Source organism: Jatrophihabitans endophyticus (assembly GCF_900129455.1).
GTDB classification, from domain to species: domain Bacteria; phylum Actinomycetota; class Actinomycetes; order Mycobacteriales; family Jatrophihabitantaceae; genus Jatrophihabitans; species Jatrophihabitans endophyticus.
In genome coordinates this window covers 774,567-789,845 of record NZ_FQVU01000001.1, presented here as the reverse complement: position 1 = coordinate 789,845, position 15,279 = coordinate 774,567, and the positions used below count along the sequence as shown (strand labels likewise).

Below are 15,279 nucleotides of genomic sequence, written 5' to 3'. Positions count from 1 at the left end.
GCCTACGCGGTGCGCCGGCGGCGCAGGAACGGGTCCTGCAACGACGGTGGGACGTAGCCCTTGTCGATGTCGGCCAGGGTGGTCCCGGGCGGCACGATGGCGTCGATCTCGTCCAGGACGTCGGGGGTGAGGACGACGTCGGCCGCACCGAGCTGCGACTCGAGGTGCGCCATCGTCCGCGGGCCGATGATCGGCGCCGTCACTGCCGGGTGCGCGAGCGTGAAGGCCAGCGCCAGGTGGACGAGGCTCAGCCCCGACTTCTCGGCCAGCTGCGCCAGGGCGTCGGCGGCGTCCAGCTTGGCCTGGTTGGCGGGGTCGTCGAGGTCGTAGCGGGCGGGCATCCGGTCGGCCCGATGCGACGTCGGCGCGTCCTGACCCTTGCGGTACCGGCCCGAGAGCCAGCCGCCGGCCAGCGGGCTCCACGGCAGCACGCCCATGCCGTACTTCTCGGTCACCGGAAGCAGGTCGGCCTCGATGCCGCGCGCGAGGATCGAGTACGGCGGCTGCTCGGTGACGAAGCGGCCGAGTGCGCGGCGCTCGCTCGTCCACTGCGCCTCGACCACCTCGTGGGCGGGGAAGGTCGACGAGCCGAACGCGCGGATCTTGCCGGCGCGCTGCAGGTCGGTCAGCGCCGACAGCGTCTCCTCGACGGCGGTGTCGCGCTCGGGGCGGTGCACCTGGTACAGGTCGATCCAGTCGGTCTGCAGGCGGCGCAGACTGTTCTCGACCTCCTGCACGATCCAGCGGCGTGAGTTGCCCCTGCGGTTCGGGTCGCCGCCGGGCTCGCCCATCGCCACGTCCATCGGGGCGTGGAACTTGGTGGCCAGGACGACGCCGTCGCGCCGGCCGCCCGCGAGGGCCTTGCCGACGATGGTCTCGGACTCGCCCTGGGAGTACACGTCCGCGGTGTCGACGAAGTTGATGCCCGCGTCGAGCGCCCGGTGGATGATCCCGATCGACACGTCGTGATCGGGCTCGCCCCAGGCGCCGAACATCATCGCCCCGAGACAGAGCGGGCTGACCTGCATGCCGGTGCCACCGAGGCTGCGATAGTCCATGACCTCGACGGTACGAGCGCCCTGGTAGCCGCGACGGCGTGGCCGGCGTTCACCCGTCGGCGGCGAGAGCGTCGGGTTGGCCCCATGCGAGCGCGGTCGGGCGAGCGTCGTGACCGCGCCGGCATGGGGCCAACCGTCGCGCCGGCCGCGCAGGGATGGGGCCAGCCGGCGGGGGTCAGGAGACGGACGCGGGCAGGAGCAGGTCGAGCAGGTCGTCGGCCGGGACGGGCCGGCTCCAGAGGTAGCCCTGCCCGAGGCCGCGGCCGAGGCTGCGCAGGACGTCGCGCTGCTCGGCGGTCTCGACCCCCTCGGCGATCCAACGCAGGCCGAGGTCCTCGGCGAGCCGGATGACCGACCGGACGATGGCGAGATCGTCCGAGCCGCTCGCACCGTCCGCGGTGCCGCGCTCGCGGCCGAGCCCGGCCACGAAGGAGCGGTCGACCTTGAGGTGCGAGACGGGGAACGAGCGCAGGTAGGACAGCGAGGAGTACCCGGTGCCGAAGTCGTCGAGGCCGACGACGACGCCGCGGTCGCGCAGCTGGACGAGCTGGTCCAGCGTGGCGACATCGGCCTCGAGCAGGGCCGACTCGGTGAGCTCGAGGGTGAGCGACTCCTCGGGCAGCCCGGTCTCTGCCAGCGTGCGCAGGACGGCCTGGGCGAAGTCGGCCCGGGCGACCTGGCGAGCGGCGATGTTGACCGACAGCGTCAGCGGCAACCCGGTGCGCTCGCGCAACGCGACGACGGCGCGGCAGCTCTCGTGCAGCACCCAGTTGCCCATCGGCACGACGAGGCCGCTCTCCTCGGCGACCTCGATGAAGGTGGCCGGCGGGACGAGGTTGTTGTGGTCGTCCACCAGGCGCACGAGGGCCTCGACACCGACGACACGTTCGTCGGCGAGGTCGACGATCGGTTGGTAGTGGACGATGAAGCGGTCCTCGGCGATGGCGTTGCGCAGGACGTTCTCGGTACGGCGCCGCGTCATCGTGCGCTCGTGGAGCTCCGGCGTGTAGATCTCGAGCCGGTCCTTGCCCAGCCGCTTGGCCTGGTACATCGCGGCGTCGGCGCGCTGGACCAGGGCCTGCGGGTGGCGCGGGTCGACGAGGCCGGTGGCCAGCCCGATGCTCGCGGTCACGGCCGTGGTGGCGGAGTCGAGGGCGACCGGCTCGGCCAGCGCCCGCTCGATGCGGTCGGCGACCGCGACCGTGGCCGCGACGGCGTCCGCCTCGATCGGGCACACGACGACGAACTCGTCGCCACCGATACGGGAGACGAGGTCCCCGACCCGGACCGCGGCGCGCAGCCGGCGGGCGATCTCGATGAGCACCTCGTCACCCGCGTCGTGGCCGTGCGTGTCGTTGATGGCCTTGAAGCCGTCGAGGTCGAGGAACAGGGCGGTGCAGCTGCGCCCGGCGCGGCCGTGGGCGGCCAGCAACCGGCTCAGCTGCGAGCGGTTGGCCAGGCCGGTGAGGGGGTCCTCCTCGGCCTGTCGCCGCTGGATCTCCTCGACCGTCCGGCTCGCGGTGACGTCGTGCATCTGGGCGAGCAGCTGGCGGACGCCGTCGGGGCCGTCCATCCACGCCAGGCTGATGATGACGGTGACGTAGTGACCGTCCGAGTGCCGCAGCCGCAGCTCGACCGTCGAGCGGCCGTCGGGGGCGGCCAGCGCGGCGGCGCCGGCCGGGTCGGTGCGCGCAGCGTCGTCGGGGTGCACGAAGTCGCGCACCGAGTGCCCCACGAGCTCCTCGGCGGGGCGGCCGACGAGGGCGCACAGCGCGTCGTTGACGGCGGCGTACGCGCCCGAGTCGCCCAGGGTGAGCCCCATCGGCAGCGGCGAGGACTCGAACACGGCGCGGAAGCGCGCCTCGCTGTCGCGCAGCCGCCGCGCGGTCGACTCGCGCTCGACGACCCGCGCCGCCTCGATGCCGAGCAGCGTGAGCAGCGTCCGGTGGTCCTCGGTGAGGTGCGGTGCCGGCGGCACGAACACGAAGGCCTGCCGGGCCGGCGGTGTCCCGTCGAGCAGCGGCACCACGGCGACGGCCACGCCGTCGACCTGCTCCGCGACGACCTCGTGCAGCGTGACCTGGTCGTCGGTCGCGGGGACGAGACGCGTGACCGCGGCGAGGGCCTCCGGCGGCAGCGCGCCGTGCGGGTAGCGGATCGTCGCCGAGCCGTCGGGCGACCAGGCGACGAGCGCACCCCAGCGCCACCCGGTGTACTCGCGGACCAGCGAGAGCACCCGCGGCGCGAGCTCGTCGGCCGTGCCCGCCTCGTTGGCCGCCGCCGCGATGGCGTGCATGAGCCGCAGTCGTTGCGAGGACGAGACGGCCGCGGCGTGCGCACTGGCCAGCTCGGCCTGGGTGCGCTCCTCGTCGGTGATGTCGGCGGCCATCGACACGAACCACTGCGGGGCGCCGGACTCGTCGCGCAGCAGCGCGCTGGTCACCCGCACCGGCACCTCGTGCCCGTCGCGGTGCACCAGGCGACGGATCGCGCTCGTGCTGCGCACCTGGCCCGAGAGCAGCGTCGCGGCGGCGGTCTTGATCCGGTCGAGCTCCGCCGGTCGGGCGAAGTCGGCGAACGGTCGACCGACGATCTCGTCCGGGCGGTAGCCGAGGATGCGGGCCATCGGCTCGTTGACCGACTCGATCGGGCCGCCGACGAGCGAGTAGATCTGCCCGATCGGGGCGTGGTCGAACACGGCGCGGAAGCGGGTCTCGGACTCGAAGCGCGAGTGGCGCTCGACCACCACGTCGGTGACGTCGACGCACAGGCCGCCGACCGCGAAGCGCCGACCGTCCGGCGCGGTGACCGCGAACTTGTGCGTCGTGAAGTGCCGCACCTGGCCGGCGCCGTCGACGGCGGTCTCCTGGACGGTGCGCGTCTGGCCGTCGCGCAGGATCAGCTCGTCGTGCTCGACGTAGCCGTCGGCGTACTCCGCCGGGACGAGGTCGTGCGTCGTCCGCCCGACGATGTCCTCGCTCGAGCGCCCCAGCAGCTCGCCGAACGCGGTGTTCGCGAACAGGTAGCGACCGTCGACGCCCCGCACGAACAGGACGTTGCCGGAGTGCTCGGCGAGCTCGCCGAGGAACGACAGCATGGCCTCGGGGCCCAGCCCCGCGCGCGTGGCATGCTGCGCCGCGCCGTGAGCGGGCCCCATGACGGCCACGGTCTCGGCATCCGCTGTCATCGCGTCACCTGTCTGATCGGGTCTCGGACATCCCGACTTAGGATCGGCCGGTCGCTGTCCGACTTGAGAACTAACGCCAGATCATCCGTCACGATGGCCGATGACGCAGATCGACCCGGGTGCGACGCGCGGGCAGAATCGAACCGGTGCCGGTCCGAACCCAGGGAGTGCGCGTGAGCAGCAGGTCCGACGATCCCGACAATGCCGACGTCATCGTGGTGGGGGCGGGCCTCGCCGGGCTGGTCGCGACCTACGAGCTGGCCCGGGCGGGGCGCCGGGTGCTGGTGATCGACCAGGAGAATCGCAACAACCTCGGCGGCCAGGCGTTCTGGTCGCTCGGCGGGCTGTTCATGGTCGACACCCCCGAGCAGCGCCGACTGGGCATCAAGGACTCCTACGAGCTCGCGCTGCAGGACTGGCTGGGCAGCGCCGGCTTCGACCGCGAGGACGACACCGGGGGCCGCTACCCCGAGGACCGTTGGCCGCGGCAGTGGGCCGAGGCGTACGTCCGCTTCGCCGCCACCGAGAAGCGCGACTACCTGCACGGCCTCGGCCTGCGGATCACCCCGATCGTGGGCTGGGCCGAGCGGGGCGGGCACGACGCGACCGGGCACGGGAACTCGGTGCCCCGCTTTCACCTGACGTGGGGGACCGGCCCCGAGGTCGTCCGCGTCTTCGCCGAACCGGTGCTCGCGGCCGAGCGTCGCGGCCTGGTGACGTTCGCCTTCCGGCACCGCGTCGACGAGGTCGTGATCGAGGACGGGGTCGCCGTCGGCGTGCGCGGCACGGCGCTCAGCCGCACCCCGCAGGACGAGGGACTCGCGCGGGGCCGGGCGTCCACGCGCGACGAGGTGGGGCCGTTCGAGTTCCGCGCCGGCGCCGTGGTGGTCACGTCGGGCGGCATCGGTCACAACCACGAGCTGATCCGCCGCAACTGGCCCGTCGAGCGGCTCGGGCAGCCCCCGGCCACGATGATCTCCGGCGTCCCCGCGCACGTGGACGGACGCATGCTGGAGATCTCCGAACGGGCCGGGGCGCACATCGTCAACCGCGACCGGATGTGGCACTACACCGAGGGCATCGTCAACTGGGACCCGATCTGGCCCGATCACGCGATCCGCATCATCCCGGGCCCGTCGTCGCTGTGGTTCGACGCCGTCGGCGACCGGCTGCCCGCCCCGAACTTCCCCGGCTTCGACACCAACGCGACGATGAAGGCGATCCTCGCCAGCGGCCACGACTACTCGTGGTTCGTGCTCACGCAGTCGATCATCGAGAAGGAGTTCGCGCTCTCGGGGTCGGAGCAGAACCCCGACATCACCGGCAAGGATCTCAAGCTCACGGTCAAGACGCGGCTGAGCAAGGGCGCGGCCGCGCCGGTCGAGGCGTTCAAGGAGCACGGCGAGGACTTCGTCGTCGCCGACACCCTGGCCGAGCTCGTCGCCGGCATGAACAAGATCGCCCGCGGCCCGCAGCTCGACGTCGAGCACCTCGAACGGCAGATCGTCGCGCGTGACCGCGAGGTCGGGAACGCGTACTCGAAGGACCTGCAGCTCATGGCCGTGCAGAACGCGCGCGCCTACTTCGGCGACAAGGTCTCGCGCGTCGCGAAGCCGCACCGCATCCTCGACCCCGCGCACGGCCCGCTGATCGCCGTCCGGCTCAACATCCTGACCCGCAAGACGCTGGGCGGCATCGAGACCGACCTCGACTCGCAGGTGGTCCGCGCCGACGGCTCGCCGTTCCCGGGCCTCTACGCGGCCGGCGAGGTCGCCGGATTCGGCGGCGGCGGCGTGCACGGCTACAACGCGTTGGAGGGGACGTTCCTGGGCGGCTGCATCTTCTCCGGCCGGGCCGCCGGCCGCGCGCTCGCGCGGGACCTCGCGCAGGGCCGCACGCAGGGTTCCGCGTGAGCCGGTTCGCGCGTCCGGGGCGCTACCTCGACGTCACGGTGGCCGGCGCGTCGCGGCGGGTCCGCGTCCGCGACGACGGGCCGCGCGACGCGCCCGCCCTGCTCGTCGTCCACGGCTTCACCGGCTCCAGCGACTGGTGGGACGTCGTCGCCGAGGATCTCGCCGCCGACCATCGCGTCGTCCGCTTCGACCTGCTCGGGCACGGCGCCACCGGCGGCCCCTCGGCGGACGCCCCCGAGCAGACCGAGGTCGCGGCGGCGGTGCTCGAGCAGCTCGACGTGCGCGACGTGACCGCGGTCGGCCACTCGTTCGGCGCCGACGTCGCCGCCGGGCTGGCCGAGGCCGCCGAGCGCGTCACGGCCGTCGTGCTGGTCTGTCAGGCGCCCGACTACGCCGACGCCACGCTGCCGCGGGGACACCTGCTGATGACCCGCCCCGTCGTCGGAACCGCCCTGCTGGGCGCCGGCCACCTGCTCGCGCTCGTGGCCGGTGGCGTGTCGACGGTCGTACGGCGGCCGGCCGACCCGGCCACCCGGCGGCTCGTCCGTCTCGCCGTCGCGGACTTCCGCGCCGTGGACGCCGCCATGTTCACGACCGTCCTGGTGACCCGACCGCGGCGCATGACGCGGCGCCCGCTGGACGCGCAGCTGCGCGACGCGGGCAAGCCGGCCCTGGTCCTGCTCGGCGGGAGGGACCACTTCTACGGCGATCGCTCCGCGGGCCGCTACCGGGCGGCGGGGGCGCGGGTGGAGGTCATCGGCGACAGCGGGCATTCGATCCAGTACGAGCAGCCGGCGCTGGTCGGCCGCCTGCTGCGCGAGTTCGTGGGCGAGCGACGGGTAGGACGACGGTCATGACGACCGCCACCGACCTCCTGCTCGACGGCTTCGGCCGTGTCAACGAGAACGTCCACGCGGTGCTCGACGGCGCCGACGAGGGCGTCCTGACCACCCGCCTGGACGCCGACGCCAACACCATCGGCTGGCTGGTGTGGCACCTGCTCCGCGTCCAGGACGACCACGTCGCCGGTGTCGCCGGCACCGAGCAGGTGTGGACGGCGCGCGGGTGGCACGAGCGCTTCGGGCTGCCCTTCGGTGCCGAAGCGACGGGCTACGGCTCGTCCAGCGACGACGTCGCGGCGGTACGGGGTGTCTCCGTCGCGGACTACCTCGGGTACGCCGACGACGTCCACGCCGCGACGCGGACGTACGTGCAGGGCCTCGCCGACGAGGACCTCGCCCGGGTCGTCGACGAGAACTGGGATCCGCCGGTCACCCTCGCGGTGCGGCTGGTGAGCGTCGTCGACGACGACCTGGAGCACGTCGGGCAGGCCGCCTTCGTCCGTGGTGTGCTCGATCGACGCTGATCGCGTCTCCTGGGCAGTGGCGAAGCACCGTGTCGCTGCCCCTTGCGCGTCACCACGTTCGGACTAGGTTGGGTGCAGTCGGTCCTCTGACCGGCTTTGCCCGAGACCACGGGCCTCCCTACGGGAGTGGAGCAGGTCCCGTGACACTCGTCCAGACCCTGGCGCGCACCACCTCGCACGACGCCTGGCGCGCCGCCGTCGCCCTCGAGGGCGAACTCGACATCGCCAACGCCGACGAGGTGCGTGCCGTCCTCGTCGACCACCTCGACGCCGGCCGGCGCGTGCTGCGCGTCGACGCCAGCGGCGTCACCTTCGCCGACGCCGCCGCGCTCGGCATGCTCGTCGACGCCCACCAGCGGTGCCGGGAGCGGCACGGCACGATGATCCTGGTCGGCAGCTCGGCCCGGCTGCGCCGCACCATCGCGCTGGCCGGTCTCGACACCGTCCTGCTGGTCGACACCGCCGCCTGAGCTCACCCGTCGCGAACCGCGGCGGCGAGGTGGTCGTCCAACGTCACGCGGACGAGCGCGGCCGCCAGCCGGGCGCAGTCGTCGCCGGCGACGAGGTCGGCGAGCTCACCGGGGCCTGTGGGCAGACCGACCGCCTCGGCGCCGTCGAGCGCCCGCGCGTCGAAGTACGGCCGCACCCACGGCCAGGCGTCCTGCACCTCGCGCAGGAAGATGTCCGCGCCCGCCGGGCCGATGCCGGGGATCTCCTGCAGCAGGTCGGCGGCCCGGCCGGTGTCACCGTCGGCCTCGGCGGCCAGTTCGCGGAGGTCGCCGTGCCAGCGGTCCAGCACGAGCGTGGCGGACTGCTCGAGCCGGGTGGCGGTGCTCTCGTCGAAGCGGCGGTAGTGGGCGCGGACCAGCGCGTCCACCCGCTGCTGCCAGGTGAGGTCGAGCGTGCCCTGCGGCGTGGTGGCGCCGGCCTTGCGCAGCTCGGCCGCGGCGTCGACGGCCATGTCGGCCTGGATGGGCTTGGCGAGGACGGTCGCGAGCACCACGAGCTGCCAGAGCGGGCTGGGCTTGTCGTGCAGCGTGAACCCGGCCTGCTCGGCGAAGGTGCGCCCGGCGCGGTCGAGCAGCCGCCGGGCGCGGTCGTGGTGGTCGCTCATGACGACGGGATACCCGCAGGTCGCGGCCGCTTGGCCCCACGTGCGCGCGGTCAGTCGATCTCCGTGACCGCGCTGGTATGGGGCCGACCGAGGGTCACGAGGGCCACTTAGTCGGCGACGTCGACCAGGACCTTGCCGACCACGCCGCCCTCGACCGCCGCGTGCGCGGCCGCGGTCTGCTCCAGCGGGAAGTGGTGCAGCGGGAGCCCGGCCGCGTCGCCCACTCGCACGGCGCCGTCGACGATCGCCGCGGCGACGTCGTCCAGCGCCACCGCCTTGGCCGGGGCGGGCGCGGTGTAGAGCAGCACGAACTGCCAGCGGGCGTTGGTCTGCATGCTCGCGCGGACGGGCAGCGACAGCGGCTGTCCGCCGTCGTCGGCGTACACGGCGATCGAGCCGTTGGGGGCCACGACCGCGACGTCGATGTCGGCGTTCGCCGCGGCGGCGACCTCGACGATGGTGTGGACGCCCGCCGGTGCGATCTTCTCGACCTCCGCGACGACGTCCTGGGTCCGGTAGTCGATCACGTGGTCGGCGCCCGCGGCGGCGGCGAGCTGTGCCTTGGCCGGCGAGCTCACCGTCGTGATCACCGTGGCGTCGGCCCAGCGCGCCAGCTGGATGGCGGCGTTGCCCACCGCGCCCGCGCCGCCGCTGACGAGGACGGTGCGCCCCGCGAGTGCGCCGGGGCCGAGCCGGGCGGGGCCCTCCTCGGTCACGGTGAGGCAGCGGTGCGCGGTCACGAACGGCACCCCGAGCGCGGCGCCGAGGTCGAAGGACGCGACGTCGGGCAGTGGCACGGCGTGCGCGGCCGGGACGATCGCGTACTCCTGCGCGGTGCCGTCGGGTCGCTGCCAAGCGGCCTCCCACAGCCACACCCGCAGCCCGTGCAGGGCGGCAGCGACTCCGGGGCCGACGGCGTCCACCACCCCGGCGCCGTCCTGGTTGGGCACCTGCGCCGGGCTGACCGGGGTGCCGGCCCGAGCGCCGCGTCGCGACTTCCAGTCGGTCGGATTGACGCCGGAGCGCACCACACGCACGCGAACCTCACCGGGTCCGGGGTCACGGAGGTCGCGCTCCACCAGGTGCAGGACGTCGGGATCGCCGGTCCGGTCGTAGACGATGGCGCGCACGGTGGCTCCTCGGGTCGGGGACGGTCAGTGGGGAATGCGCAGCCGCACGGCCTTGCGGCGTCGGCGGCGCGCGACGTCGACCTCGCGCTGGTACAGCAGCCCGTAGGTGAAGCCGTTCTCGCCGGCGGCGGCGCCGGCGCGCGTGCCCAGCATGCGTGCGAGCTCGGCGGCGCGCACCGCGTCCCGGTGCTCGCCGAGCACGTCCAGCGCGCGCTCGAAGCGGGCGACGGTGCGCGGCGAGCGATCGACGAGCTCGGCGGCGTCCCGCGCGCGCTCGATCGCCCTGCGGGCGCGGCGCAGCCGGTCGGGGTCGTCGTCGTGGACCGCTCGGCGCAGCCGCTTCGCGGCGGTCGTGGCCGCGTCGTCGGCGAGCGCGCGCAGGTGGGTGCGTGACGTCCGGGGGCGCACCGGGTCGCCCGCGACCAGACCGGCCACCGCGGCGAGCATCCGCCGGTAGCGATTGGTCGCCAGCGCGTCGGTGACCGCGGCGAGCGCCCGTACCTGCTCGGTGGTCAGCGACTGGTCGACGTGCGCGGCGACCGGGCCCAGCACGAGCTCGGGCGGCAGCGCGCGCACCGCGGCGGCGAAGCGAACGCGCTGCCGCTGTCGGTCGCGCACCTCACCGAGCAGACCCTGGTACCAGGACAGCTCGGCGTCCAGCGCGTGCGCCGTCGGTGCGTCCAGCACGTCGGCGAAGACGCGCAGCACGCTGCGGATGCGCCGGACGGCGCCGCGGGTGTCGGGTACGACGTCGTCGTGGCCGCGGCGCAACGCGACGTCGCCGGCCACGAGCCGGCGGAAGGAGCCGGTGAGGTAGCGGACGAGCAGCTCGCCGGCGGGGGAGCGTTCGACGTGGGGGTCGCGACCCAGTGCCCGCGCGAACTTGGACGCGTGCGGCGACGGCGACGCCCCGGCCGCGGTCAGCCGCCGGCCGAACGCGGCGAGTGCCCGCTCGTCACCCGCCGGGCCGAGCTCGATCTCGATCTCGCGCCAGCTGCGGGCGCGGCCGTCCGCGCCGGTGGCGTTCACGCGGTCGTCGGCGATCTCGACGACGAGGGCGTCGCCGCGGCGCACCCGGGTGACCCTGCGTTCGGTGCGCAGGACCGCGACCGGTCGCAGCTCCTCGGGTCGGGCGATGCCGGCCACCAGCTCGGCGAGCCGGCGCGGCACGGTGTCGTCGTCGGTCAGCGGCAGGCGGATCTCGTCGCGCGCGTCGCCCGCGGGCACCTTGAGATGCCAGCCGGTGTCGTCGTCGCCGCTGCGACGGCGCAGGGTCAGCCCGTGCGCCAGCAGGTCGAAGCCGGCGGTGTCCTGGTAGTCCGAACGCAGCTGCAGGGTGCGCTCCTCGATCTCCCCGCCGCGTACGACGTCGGCCACCGCGGGCACCACGAAGCCGTCCGGCACCTCGAACTTGACCTCCCGCTCGCGCTGCGTGCTCACCGGCGCACCGCCTCGGCCACGACCGCGAGATCGGCCACGAACGCGGCGTAGGCGGCGTCGCGCTCGTCGTCGGGCGTGCGCAGTATCGACGACGGGTGGACGGTCGCGAAGGCGACCTGCACGTCCACGTCGCTGTCGGCGAAGTCGCCCTTGGCCGGCGGCCAGTCGAGGCGCTGCCCGCGGGCCGCGGTCAACCGGAAGCCGGACCCGAACAGCGACCCGGCGGCGGTGGCCCCGAGCGCGACGACGATCGCCGGACGGACGGCCCGCAGCTCGGCGGCCAGCCAGGGACGGCAGGCCGTGGCGTGCGCGGCCGTCGGCTTCTCGTGGATGCGTCGCCTGCCGCGTTCGGTGAATCGGAAGTGCTTGACCGCGTTGGTCACGAACACGGGTGTGTCACCGAGACCCGCGTCGGTCAGACCGCGGCGCAGCACCTGCCCGGCGGGCCCGACGAACGGGTAGCCGCGGGTGTCCTCGACGTCGCCGGGCTGCTCGCCCACCAGCATCACGCGGGCGTGGGCGTTACCCGAGCCGAAGACGGTCTGGGTGGCGTCGGCGTAGAGGTCGCAGCCGCGGCATCCGGCGGCGTGCGTGCGCAGGTCGTCGACGGCGCGGGAGTCGGGCACGAACTCGGCGGCGCCGGGGAAGCTGGGACGCGCGGCCACCGTCAGGCGTCGACCGAACCGGTCTCGAACCAGGCGGGCACGGGGTAGCCGCGCATCCACGGCAGGCCCCGCCAGTCGGTCTCGGACGGGTGCGGGGCCCCGTCCGCGCGCCACGCGAGGACCTGGCGGCAGGCCGTGCTCGCGTACATGAGGGCGTGCTCGCCGCCGTGCCCGGCCAGCAGCTGGCAGCGGTTGGCGTCGAGGTCGTCACCGGAGATACCCGGCTGCGCGGTGGTGGCCGAGCAGCGCATGTCGATGATCCGAGCGCCGAAGGTCGTCGTCGGGTGCGGCGGTGCGAGCGTCATGCGTGATCACGATCCCTGTACGCCCCGATGCGGTGGCTCCGACACCGGCGAGCCGTACGGCTCGAGGTTGATCTATCCGGGTTGCCCGTTCTCCAAACTCACCCGACCTGCAGGACCATCCTGCCGCGTGTGCGGCCCTGGGCCAAGCGGTCGTACGCGTCCCGCACCCGGTCGAGCGGGTACGTGGCGGCGATCGGGACGACGAGGCCGCCGTCGGCCACGGGCCCGCCGAGCTCGGCCAGGACCGCCGCCGAGGTGAAGGACGCGCCGTACCCGGTCTGCGGCCCCCAGCCGTTCGGCCACCAGCCACTCGTCGTTGGTCGCACCGGCGGCCGCGCTCACGGCCCTCGTCCTGGGCCCTGCCCGCACCGCGCGGCGGGCTGACGTCGACCCGGGCGACGGGCACCATGGCGCCATGGCCGAGCCGGACGACCCACGCTTCGTGGTGCAGCACCACCTGGCGACGGCCGACCACTACGACCTCCGGCTCGAGATCGACGGGGTACTGGTGTCGTGGGCCGTGCCGAAGGGTCCGTCGACCGACCCCGCGGTACGGCGGCTGGCCAGACGGGTCGGGGACCATGCCCTCGAGTACTGCGAGTACGAGGGCGTGCTCTCGCCACAGCGTCGTGGCGGCGGCGTCGTGCAGGTGTGGGACCACGGGACGTTCCGCAACGTCAGCCGGGACGGCAGCGATCCGGTGTCGGCGGGCGCGGCGCTCGCGCGCGGGCACCTCTCCTTCGTGCTGCGGGGCGAGAAGCTGCGCGGCGGCTACAGCCTGCTGCGCACGCGCGGCGACGACCTGTGGCTGCTGCTGAAGAAGCGCGACGGCGAGGCGGACGCGCGGCGCGACGTGACCGGCACCGAGACCTGGTCGGTGCTCACCGGCCGGACGATGGCCGAGATCGAGGCAGCCGGCTGACCGGCACCGATCACGCCGACGCGGCGGCCGCGGACCCGGCCTTCGTGCGGCTGGTCAGCGGAGCGGCGATGCTCTCGAGCCCCTTGCCGGCGGCGTCGACGGCGAAGAAGATCGCGACTATCCCGCCCGCGGTCATGACCGCCGCGCCGACGCAGAACGCCAGCACCGTGTCGCCGACGACTCCGGAGGAGGTCAGGTCGGCGAACAGCAGCGGTCCGGTGATGCCGCCGAGCGCGGTGCCGATCGCGTAGAAGAAGGCGATCGCCATCGCGCGCGTCTCCATCGGGAAGATCTCGCTGACCGTGAGATAGGCCGAGCTCGCGCCGGTCGAGGCGAAGAAGAGCACGACGGTCCAGCAGATCGTCATGGTGACGGCCGACAGCACGCCCTGCGAGAACAGCCACGCGGTGACGAAGAGCAGGATGCCGGACGCGAGGTAGGTTCCGGCGATCATCGGCTTGCGACCGAGCGTGTCGAACAGCGTGCCGAGCGCGACCGGGCCGAGGAAGTTGCCGACGGCGATCACCGCGTAGAAGTAGCCGGTGTGCGCGGCGTCGACGTCGAAGAACGTGGTGAGGATGCTCGCGTAGCCGAAGGTGACGGCGTTGTAGAGGAACGCCTGCCCGATGAACAGCGACAGCCCGAGCACGGTCCGCTTCGGGTACGTGGTGAGGACCGTCTTCGCGATCGTCAGGAAGCCGATGGTCTCGCGCTGCTCGATCTCGATGGTGTCGTGGACGGTAGAGAGCCCCTGACCGGTCTCGTCGCGGACCGTCCGCTCGACCTCGTCGACGAGCCGTCTCGCCTCGTCGTCGCGGCCGTGGATGAACAGCCAGCGCGGACTCTCGGGCACGTTGCGCCGCACCAACAGGATCACGAGGCCGAGGACGACGCCCAGGGCGAACGAGACGCGCCACCCGACGTCGGCGGGGAGGAAATTCGTGTTCAGCGCGACGATCGACAGCAGCGCACCGCCGACCGCGCCCAGCCAGTAGGTGCCGTTGATGGCGAGGTCGACCCGCCCGCGGTGCGAGCTCGGGATCAGCTCGTCCACTGCGGAGTTGATGGCGGCGTACTCGCCGCCGATGCCGAGACCGGTGACGAACCGGAAGACGAAGAACCACCACGGCGCGAACGCGACGGCCGTCATCGCCGTCGCCGCCAGGTACACCGCCAGCGTGATCATGAACAGCTTGCGACGTCCGAACCGGTCGGTCAGGTAGCCGAACAGCAGCGCCCCGGTGCACGAACCGGCGACGTACAACGCGGCGGCGAGACCGGTCACCTGGGCCTCGGTGATGCCGAGACCGGCCGACGCCTCGGCCAACCGGGGCGCGAGGTTGCCGACGATCGTCACCTCGAGGCCGTCCAGGATCCACACGGTGCCCAGGCCGATCACGACCGTCCAGTGCCATCGCGACCACGGCAGTCGGTCCAGCCGCGCGGGGACGTCCGTGGTGATCGTGTCGCTCACGGGTCCAGGTCTATCCCGTGAGATGGCCGCGCAAACCGGGGAGGCGTTGTACGGAGGACAACCGCGAAGGAGCAACCATGTCCGACGAGCTCAACGGCAAGACCATCGCGTTCCTGCTGGCCAACTCCGGCGTCGAGCAGGCCGAGCTGGAGAAGCCCTGGCAGGCGATCGAGGACGCCGGCGGCACCCCGGTGCTGGTGGCGCCGGAGAAGGACACCGTGCAGGCGTTCAACAACGACGTCGAGAAGGGCGACACCTTCGACGCCGACCGCGCGGTCGCCGACGTCTCGGTGGACGACTTCGACGGCCTGGTGCTGCCGGGCGGCACGACCAACCCCGACGCGCTGCGGCAGGACGCCGACGCGGTCGCGCTGGTGAAGGGCTTCGCCGCGGCCGGCAAGCCCATCGCCGCCATCTGCCACGGCCCGTGGACGCTGGTCGAGGCCGACGTCGTGCGCGGCAAGACGCTGACGAGTTGGCCGAGCCTGCAGACCGACATCCGCAACGCCGGCGCCGCCGAATGGCGCGATGCCGAGTCGGTCACGTGCCCGGAGCAGGGATTCACGCTGGTCACGAGCCGCAACCCCGACGACCTCCCCGCCTTCGGCAAGGCAGCGGTCGCGGCGTTCGCCCGTACCTGAGCACCCGATCGAACCGCGGCGAACGCGGCGTCCACCGGCCGGTGACGGCCCGGTCGGCGCCGCG

General features: G+C 73.5%; 15 protein-coding genes. 6 read left to right on the top strand and 9 right to left on the bottom strand.

What is annotated here, in order from left to right:
- Nucleotides 1–2: 2 nt before the first annotated feature.
- Both BUE29_RS03660 and BUE29_RS03655 read right to left on the bottom strand, forming a co-directional pair.
- Nucleotides 3–1,058 (bottom strand): aldo/keto reductase, encoded by a 1,056-nt coding sequence (locus tag BUE29_RS03660; protein ID WP_073386020.1) that lies wholly within the window; start codon nt 1,056–1,058, stop codon nt 3–5.
- A gap of 175 nt (nt 1,059–1,233) precedes the next feature.
- Nucleotides 1,234–4,245 (bottom strand): sensor domain-containing protein, encoded by a 3,012-nt coding sequence (locus tag BUE29_RS03655; protein ID WP_073386017.1) that lies wholly within the window; start codon nt 4,243–4,245, stop codon nt 1,234–1,236.
- 173 nt (nt 4,246–4,418) lie between these two features.
- Between BUE29_RS03655 and BUE29_RS03650 the strand changes: the two genes are divergently transcribed.
- The 4 genes from BUE29_RS03650 (at nt 4,419) to BUE29_RS22305 (ending at nt 7,994) form a co-directional block, all read left to right on the top strand.
- The gene (locus BUE29_RS03650; protein WP_073386977.1) at nt 4,419–6,158 is read left to right on the top strand and encodes an FAD-binding dehydrogenase; all 1,740 of its coding nucleotides are present in this window, start codon (nt 4,419–4,421) and stop codon (nt 6,156–6,158) included.
- The gene (locus BUE29_RS03645; RefSeq protein ID WP_084180651.1) at nt 6,155–7,015 is read left to right on the top strand and encodes an alpha/beta fold hydrolase; all 861 of its coding nucleotides are present in this window, start codon (nt 6,155–6,157) and stop codon (nt 7,013–7,015) included. The genes BUE29_RS03650 and BUE29_RS03645 overlap by 4 nt, the downstream gene beginning before the upstream one ends.
- Entirely contained in the window at nt 7,012–7,524 is a 513-nt protein-coding gene (locus BUE29_RS03640; protein ID WP_073386014.1) for a mycothiol transferase, read from the top strand. Before BUE29_RS03645 ends, BUE29_RS03640 begins: the two co-directional genes overlap by 4 nt.
- A gap of 140 nt (nt 7,525–7,664) precedes the next feature.
- On the top strand, nt 7,665–7,994 hold the full coding sequence (locus BUE29_RS22305; RefSeq protein WP_159440820.1) for an STAS domain-containing protein: 330 nt from the start codon (nt 7,665–7,667) through the stop codon (nt 7,992–7,994).
- A gap of 2 nt (nt 7,995–7,996) precedes the next feature.
- Here BUE29_RS22305 and BUE29_RS03630 read toward each other — a convergent pair whose 3' ends face one another.
- The 6 genes from BUE29_RS03630 to BUE29_RS03605 all read right to left on the bottom strand — a co-directional run bounded on the left by BUE29_RS03630 (nt 7,997) and on the right by BUE29_RS03605 (nt 12,504).
- Nucleotides 7,997–8,638, bottom strand: a complete 642-nt coding sequence (locus BUE29_RS03630; RefSeq protein WP_073386011.1) for an endonuclease — start codon at nt 8,636–8,638, stop codon at nt 7,997–7,999.
- A gap of 107 nt (nt 8,639–8,745) precedes the next feature.
- On the bottom strand, nt 8,746–9,768 hold the full coding sequence (locus BUE29_RS03625; RefSeq protein WP_073386009.1) for an NADPH:quinone reductase: 1,023 nt from the start codon (nt 9,766–9,768) through the stop codon (nt 8,746–8,748).
- A gap of 24 nt (nt 9,769–9,792) precedes the next feature.
- On the bottom strand, nt 9,793–11,208 hold the full coding sequence (locus tag BUE29_RS03620) for a CYTH and CHAD domain-containing protein (protein ID WP_073386006.1): 1,416 nt from the start codon (nt 11,206–11,208) through the stop codon (nt 9,793–9,795).
- Entirely contained in the window at nt 11,205–11,873 is a 669-nt protein-coding gene (locus BUE29_RS03615) for a UdgX family uracil-DNA binding protein (protein WP_073386003.1), read from the bottom strand. The genes BUE29_RS03620 and BUE29_RS03615 overlap by 4 nt, the downstream gene beginning before the upstream one ends.
- Before the next feature lie 2 nt (nt 11,874–11,875).
- The gene (locus BUE29_RS03610; RefSeq protein ID WP_073386001.1) at nt 11,876–12,178 is read right to left on the bottom strand and encodes a hypothetical protein; all 303 of its coding nucleotides are present in this window, start codon (nt 12,176–12,178) and stop codon (nt 11,876–11,878) included.
- A 98-nt stretch (nt 12,179–12,276) separates the two neighbouring features.
- Nucleotides 12,277–12,504 carry a zinc-binding dehydrogenase gene (locus BUE29_RS03605; protein ID WP_073385998.1) on the bottom strand — a complete coding sequence of 76 codons (228 nt, stop codon included), beginning with the start codon at nt 12,502–12,504 and terminating at the stop codon, nt 12,277–12,279.
- A gap of 89 nt (nt 12,505–12,593) precedes the next feature.
- On the opposite strand from BUE29_RS03605, the gene BUE29_RS03600 reads away from it, so the two are divergent.
- The gene (locus BUE29_RS03600) at nt 12,594–13,100 is read left to right on the top strand and encodes a DNA polymerase ligase N-terminal domain-containing protein (RefSeq protein ID WP_073385995.1); all 507 of its coding nucleotides are present in this window, start codon (nt 12,594–12,596) and stop codon (nt 13,098–13,100) included.
- Between the two features lie 10 nt (nt 13,101–13,110).
- Here BUE29_RS03600 and BUE29_RS03595 read toward each other — a convergent pair whose 3' ends face one another.
- A complete protein-coding gene (locus BUE29_RS03595; RefSeq protein WP_200800018.1) occupies nt 13,111–14,574 on the bottom strand; it encodes an MFS transporter in 1,464 nt (487 codons plus the stop codon).
- Between the two features lie 77 nt (nt 14,575–14,651).
- On the opposite strand from BUE29_RS03595, the gene BUE29_RS03590 reads away from it, so the two are divergent.
- On the top strand, nt 14,652–15,215 hold the full coding sequence (locus tag BUE29_RS03590) for a type 1 glutamine amidotransferase domain-containing protein (protein ID WP_073385993.1): 564 nt from the start codon (nt 14,652–14,654) through the stop codon (nt 15,213–15,215).
- Nucleotides 15,216–15,279: the final 64 nt, after the last annotated feature.

Bases quoted from the DNA above. Each gene is read 5' to 3' on its own strand.
- BUE29_RS03655 (WP_073386017.1), bottom strand. From the start codon at position 4,245: ATGACAGCGGATGCCGAGACCGTGGCCGTCATGGGGCCCGCTCACGGC.
- BUE29_RS03600 (WP_073385995.1), top strand. From the start codon at position 12,594: ATGGCCGAGCCGGACGACCCACGCTTCGTGGTGCAGCACCACCTGGCG.
- BUE29_RS03630 (WP_073386011.1), bottom strand. From the start codon at position 8,638: ATGAGCGACCACCACGACCGCGCCCGGCGGCTGCTCGACCGCGCCGGG.
- BUE29_RS03660 (WP_073386020.1), bottom strand. From the start codon at position 1,058: ATGGACTATCGCAGCCTCGGTGGCACCGGCATGCAGGTCAGCCCGCTC.
- BUE29_RS03640 (WP_073386014.1), top strand. From the start codon at position 7,012: ATGACGACCGCCACCGACCTCCTGCTCGACGGCTTCGGCCGTGTCAAC.
- BUE29_RS03610 (WP_073386001.1), bottom strand. From the start codon at position 12,178: ATGACGCTCGCACCGCCGCACCCGACGACGACCTTCGGCGCTCGGATC.
- BUE29_RS03590 (WP_073385993.1), top strand. From the start codon at position 14,652: ATGTCCGACGAGCTCAACGGCAAGACCATCGCGTTCCTGCTGGCCAAC.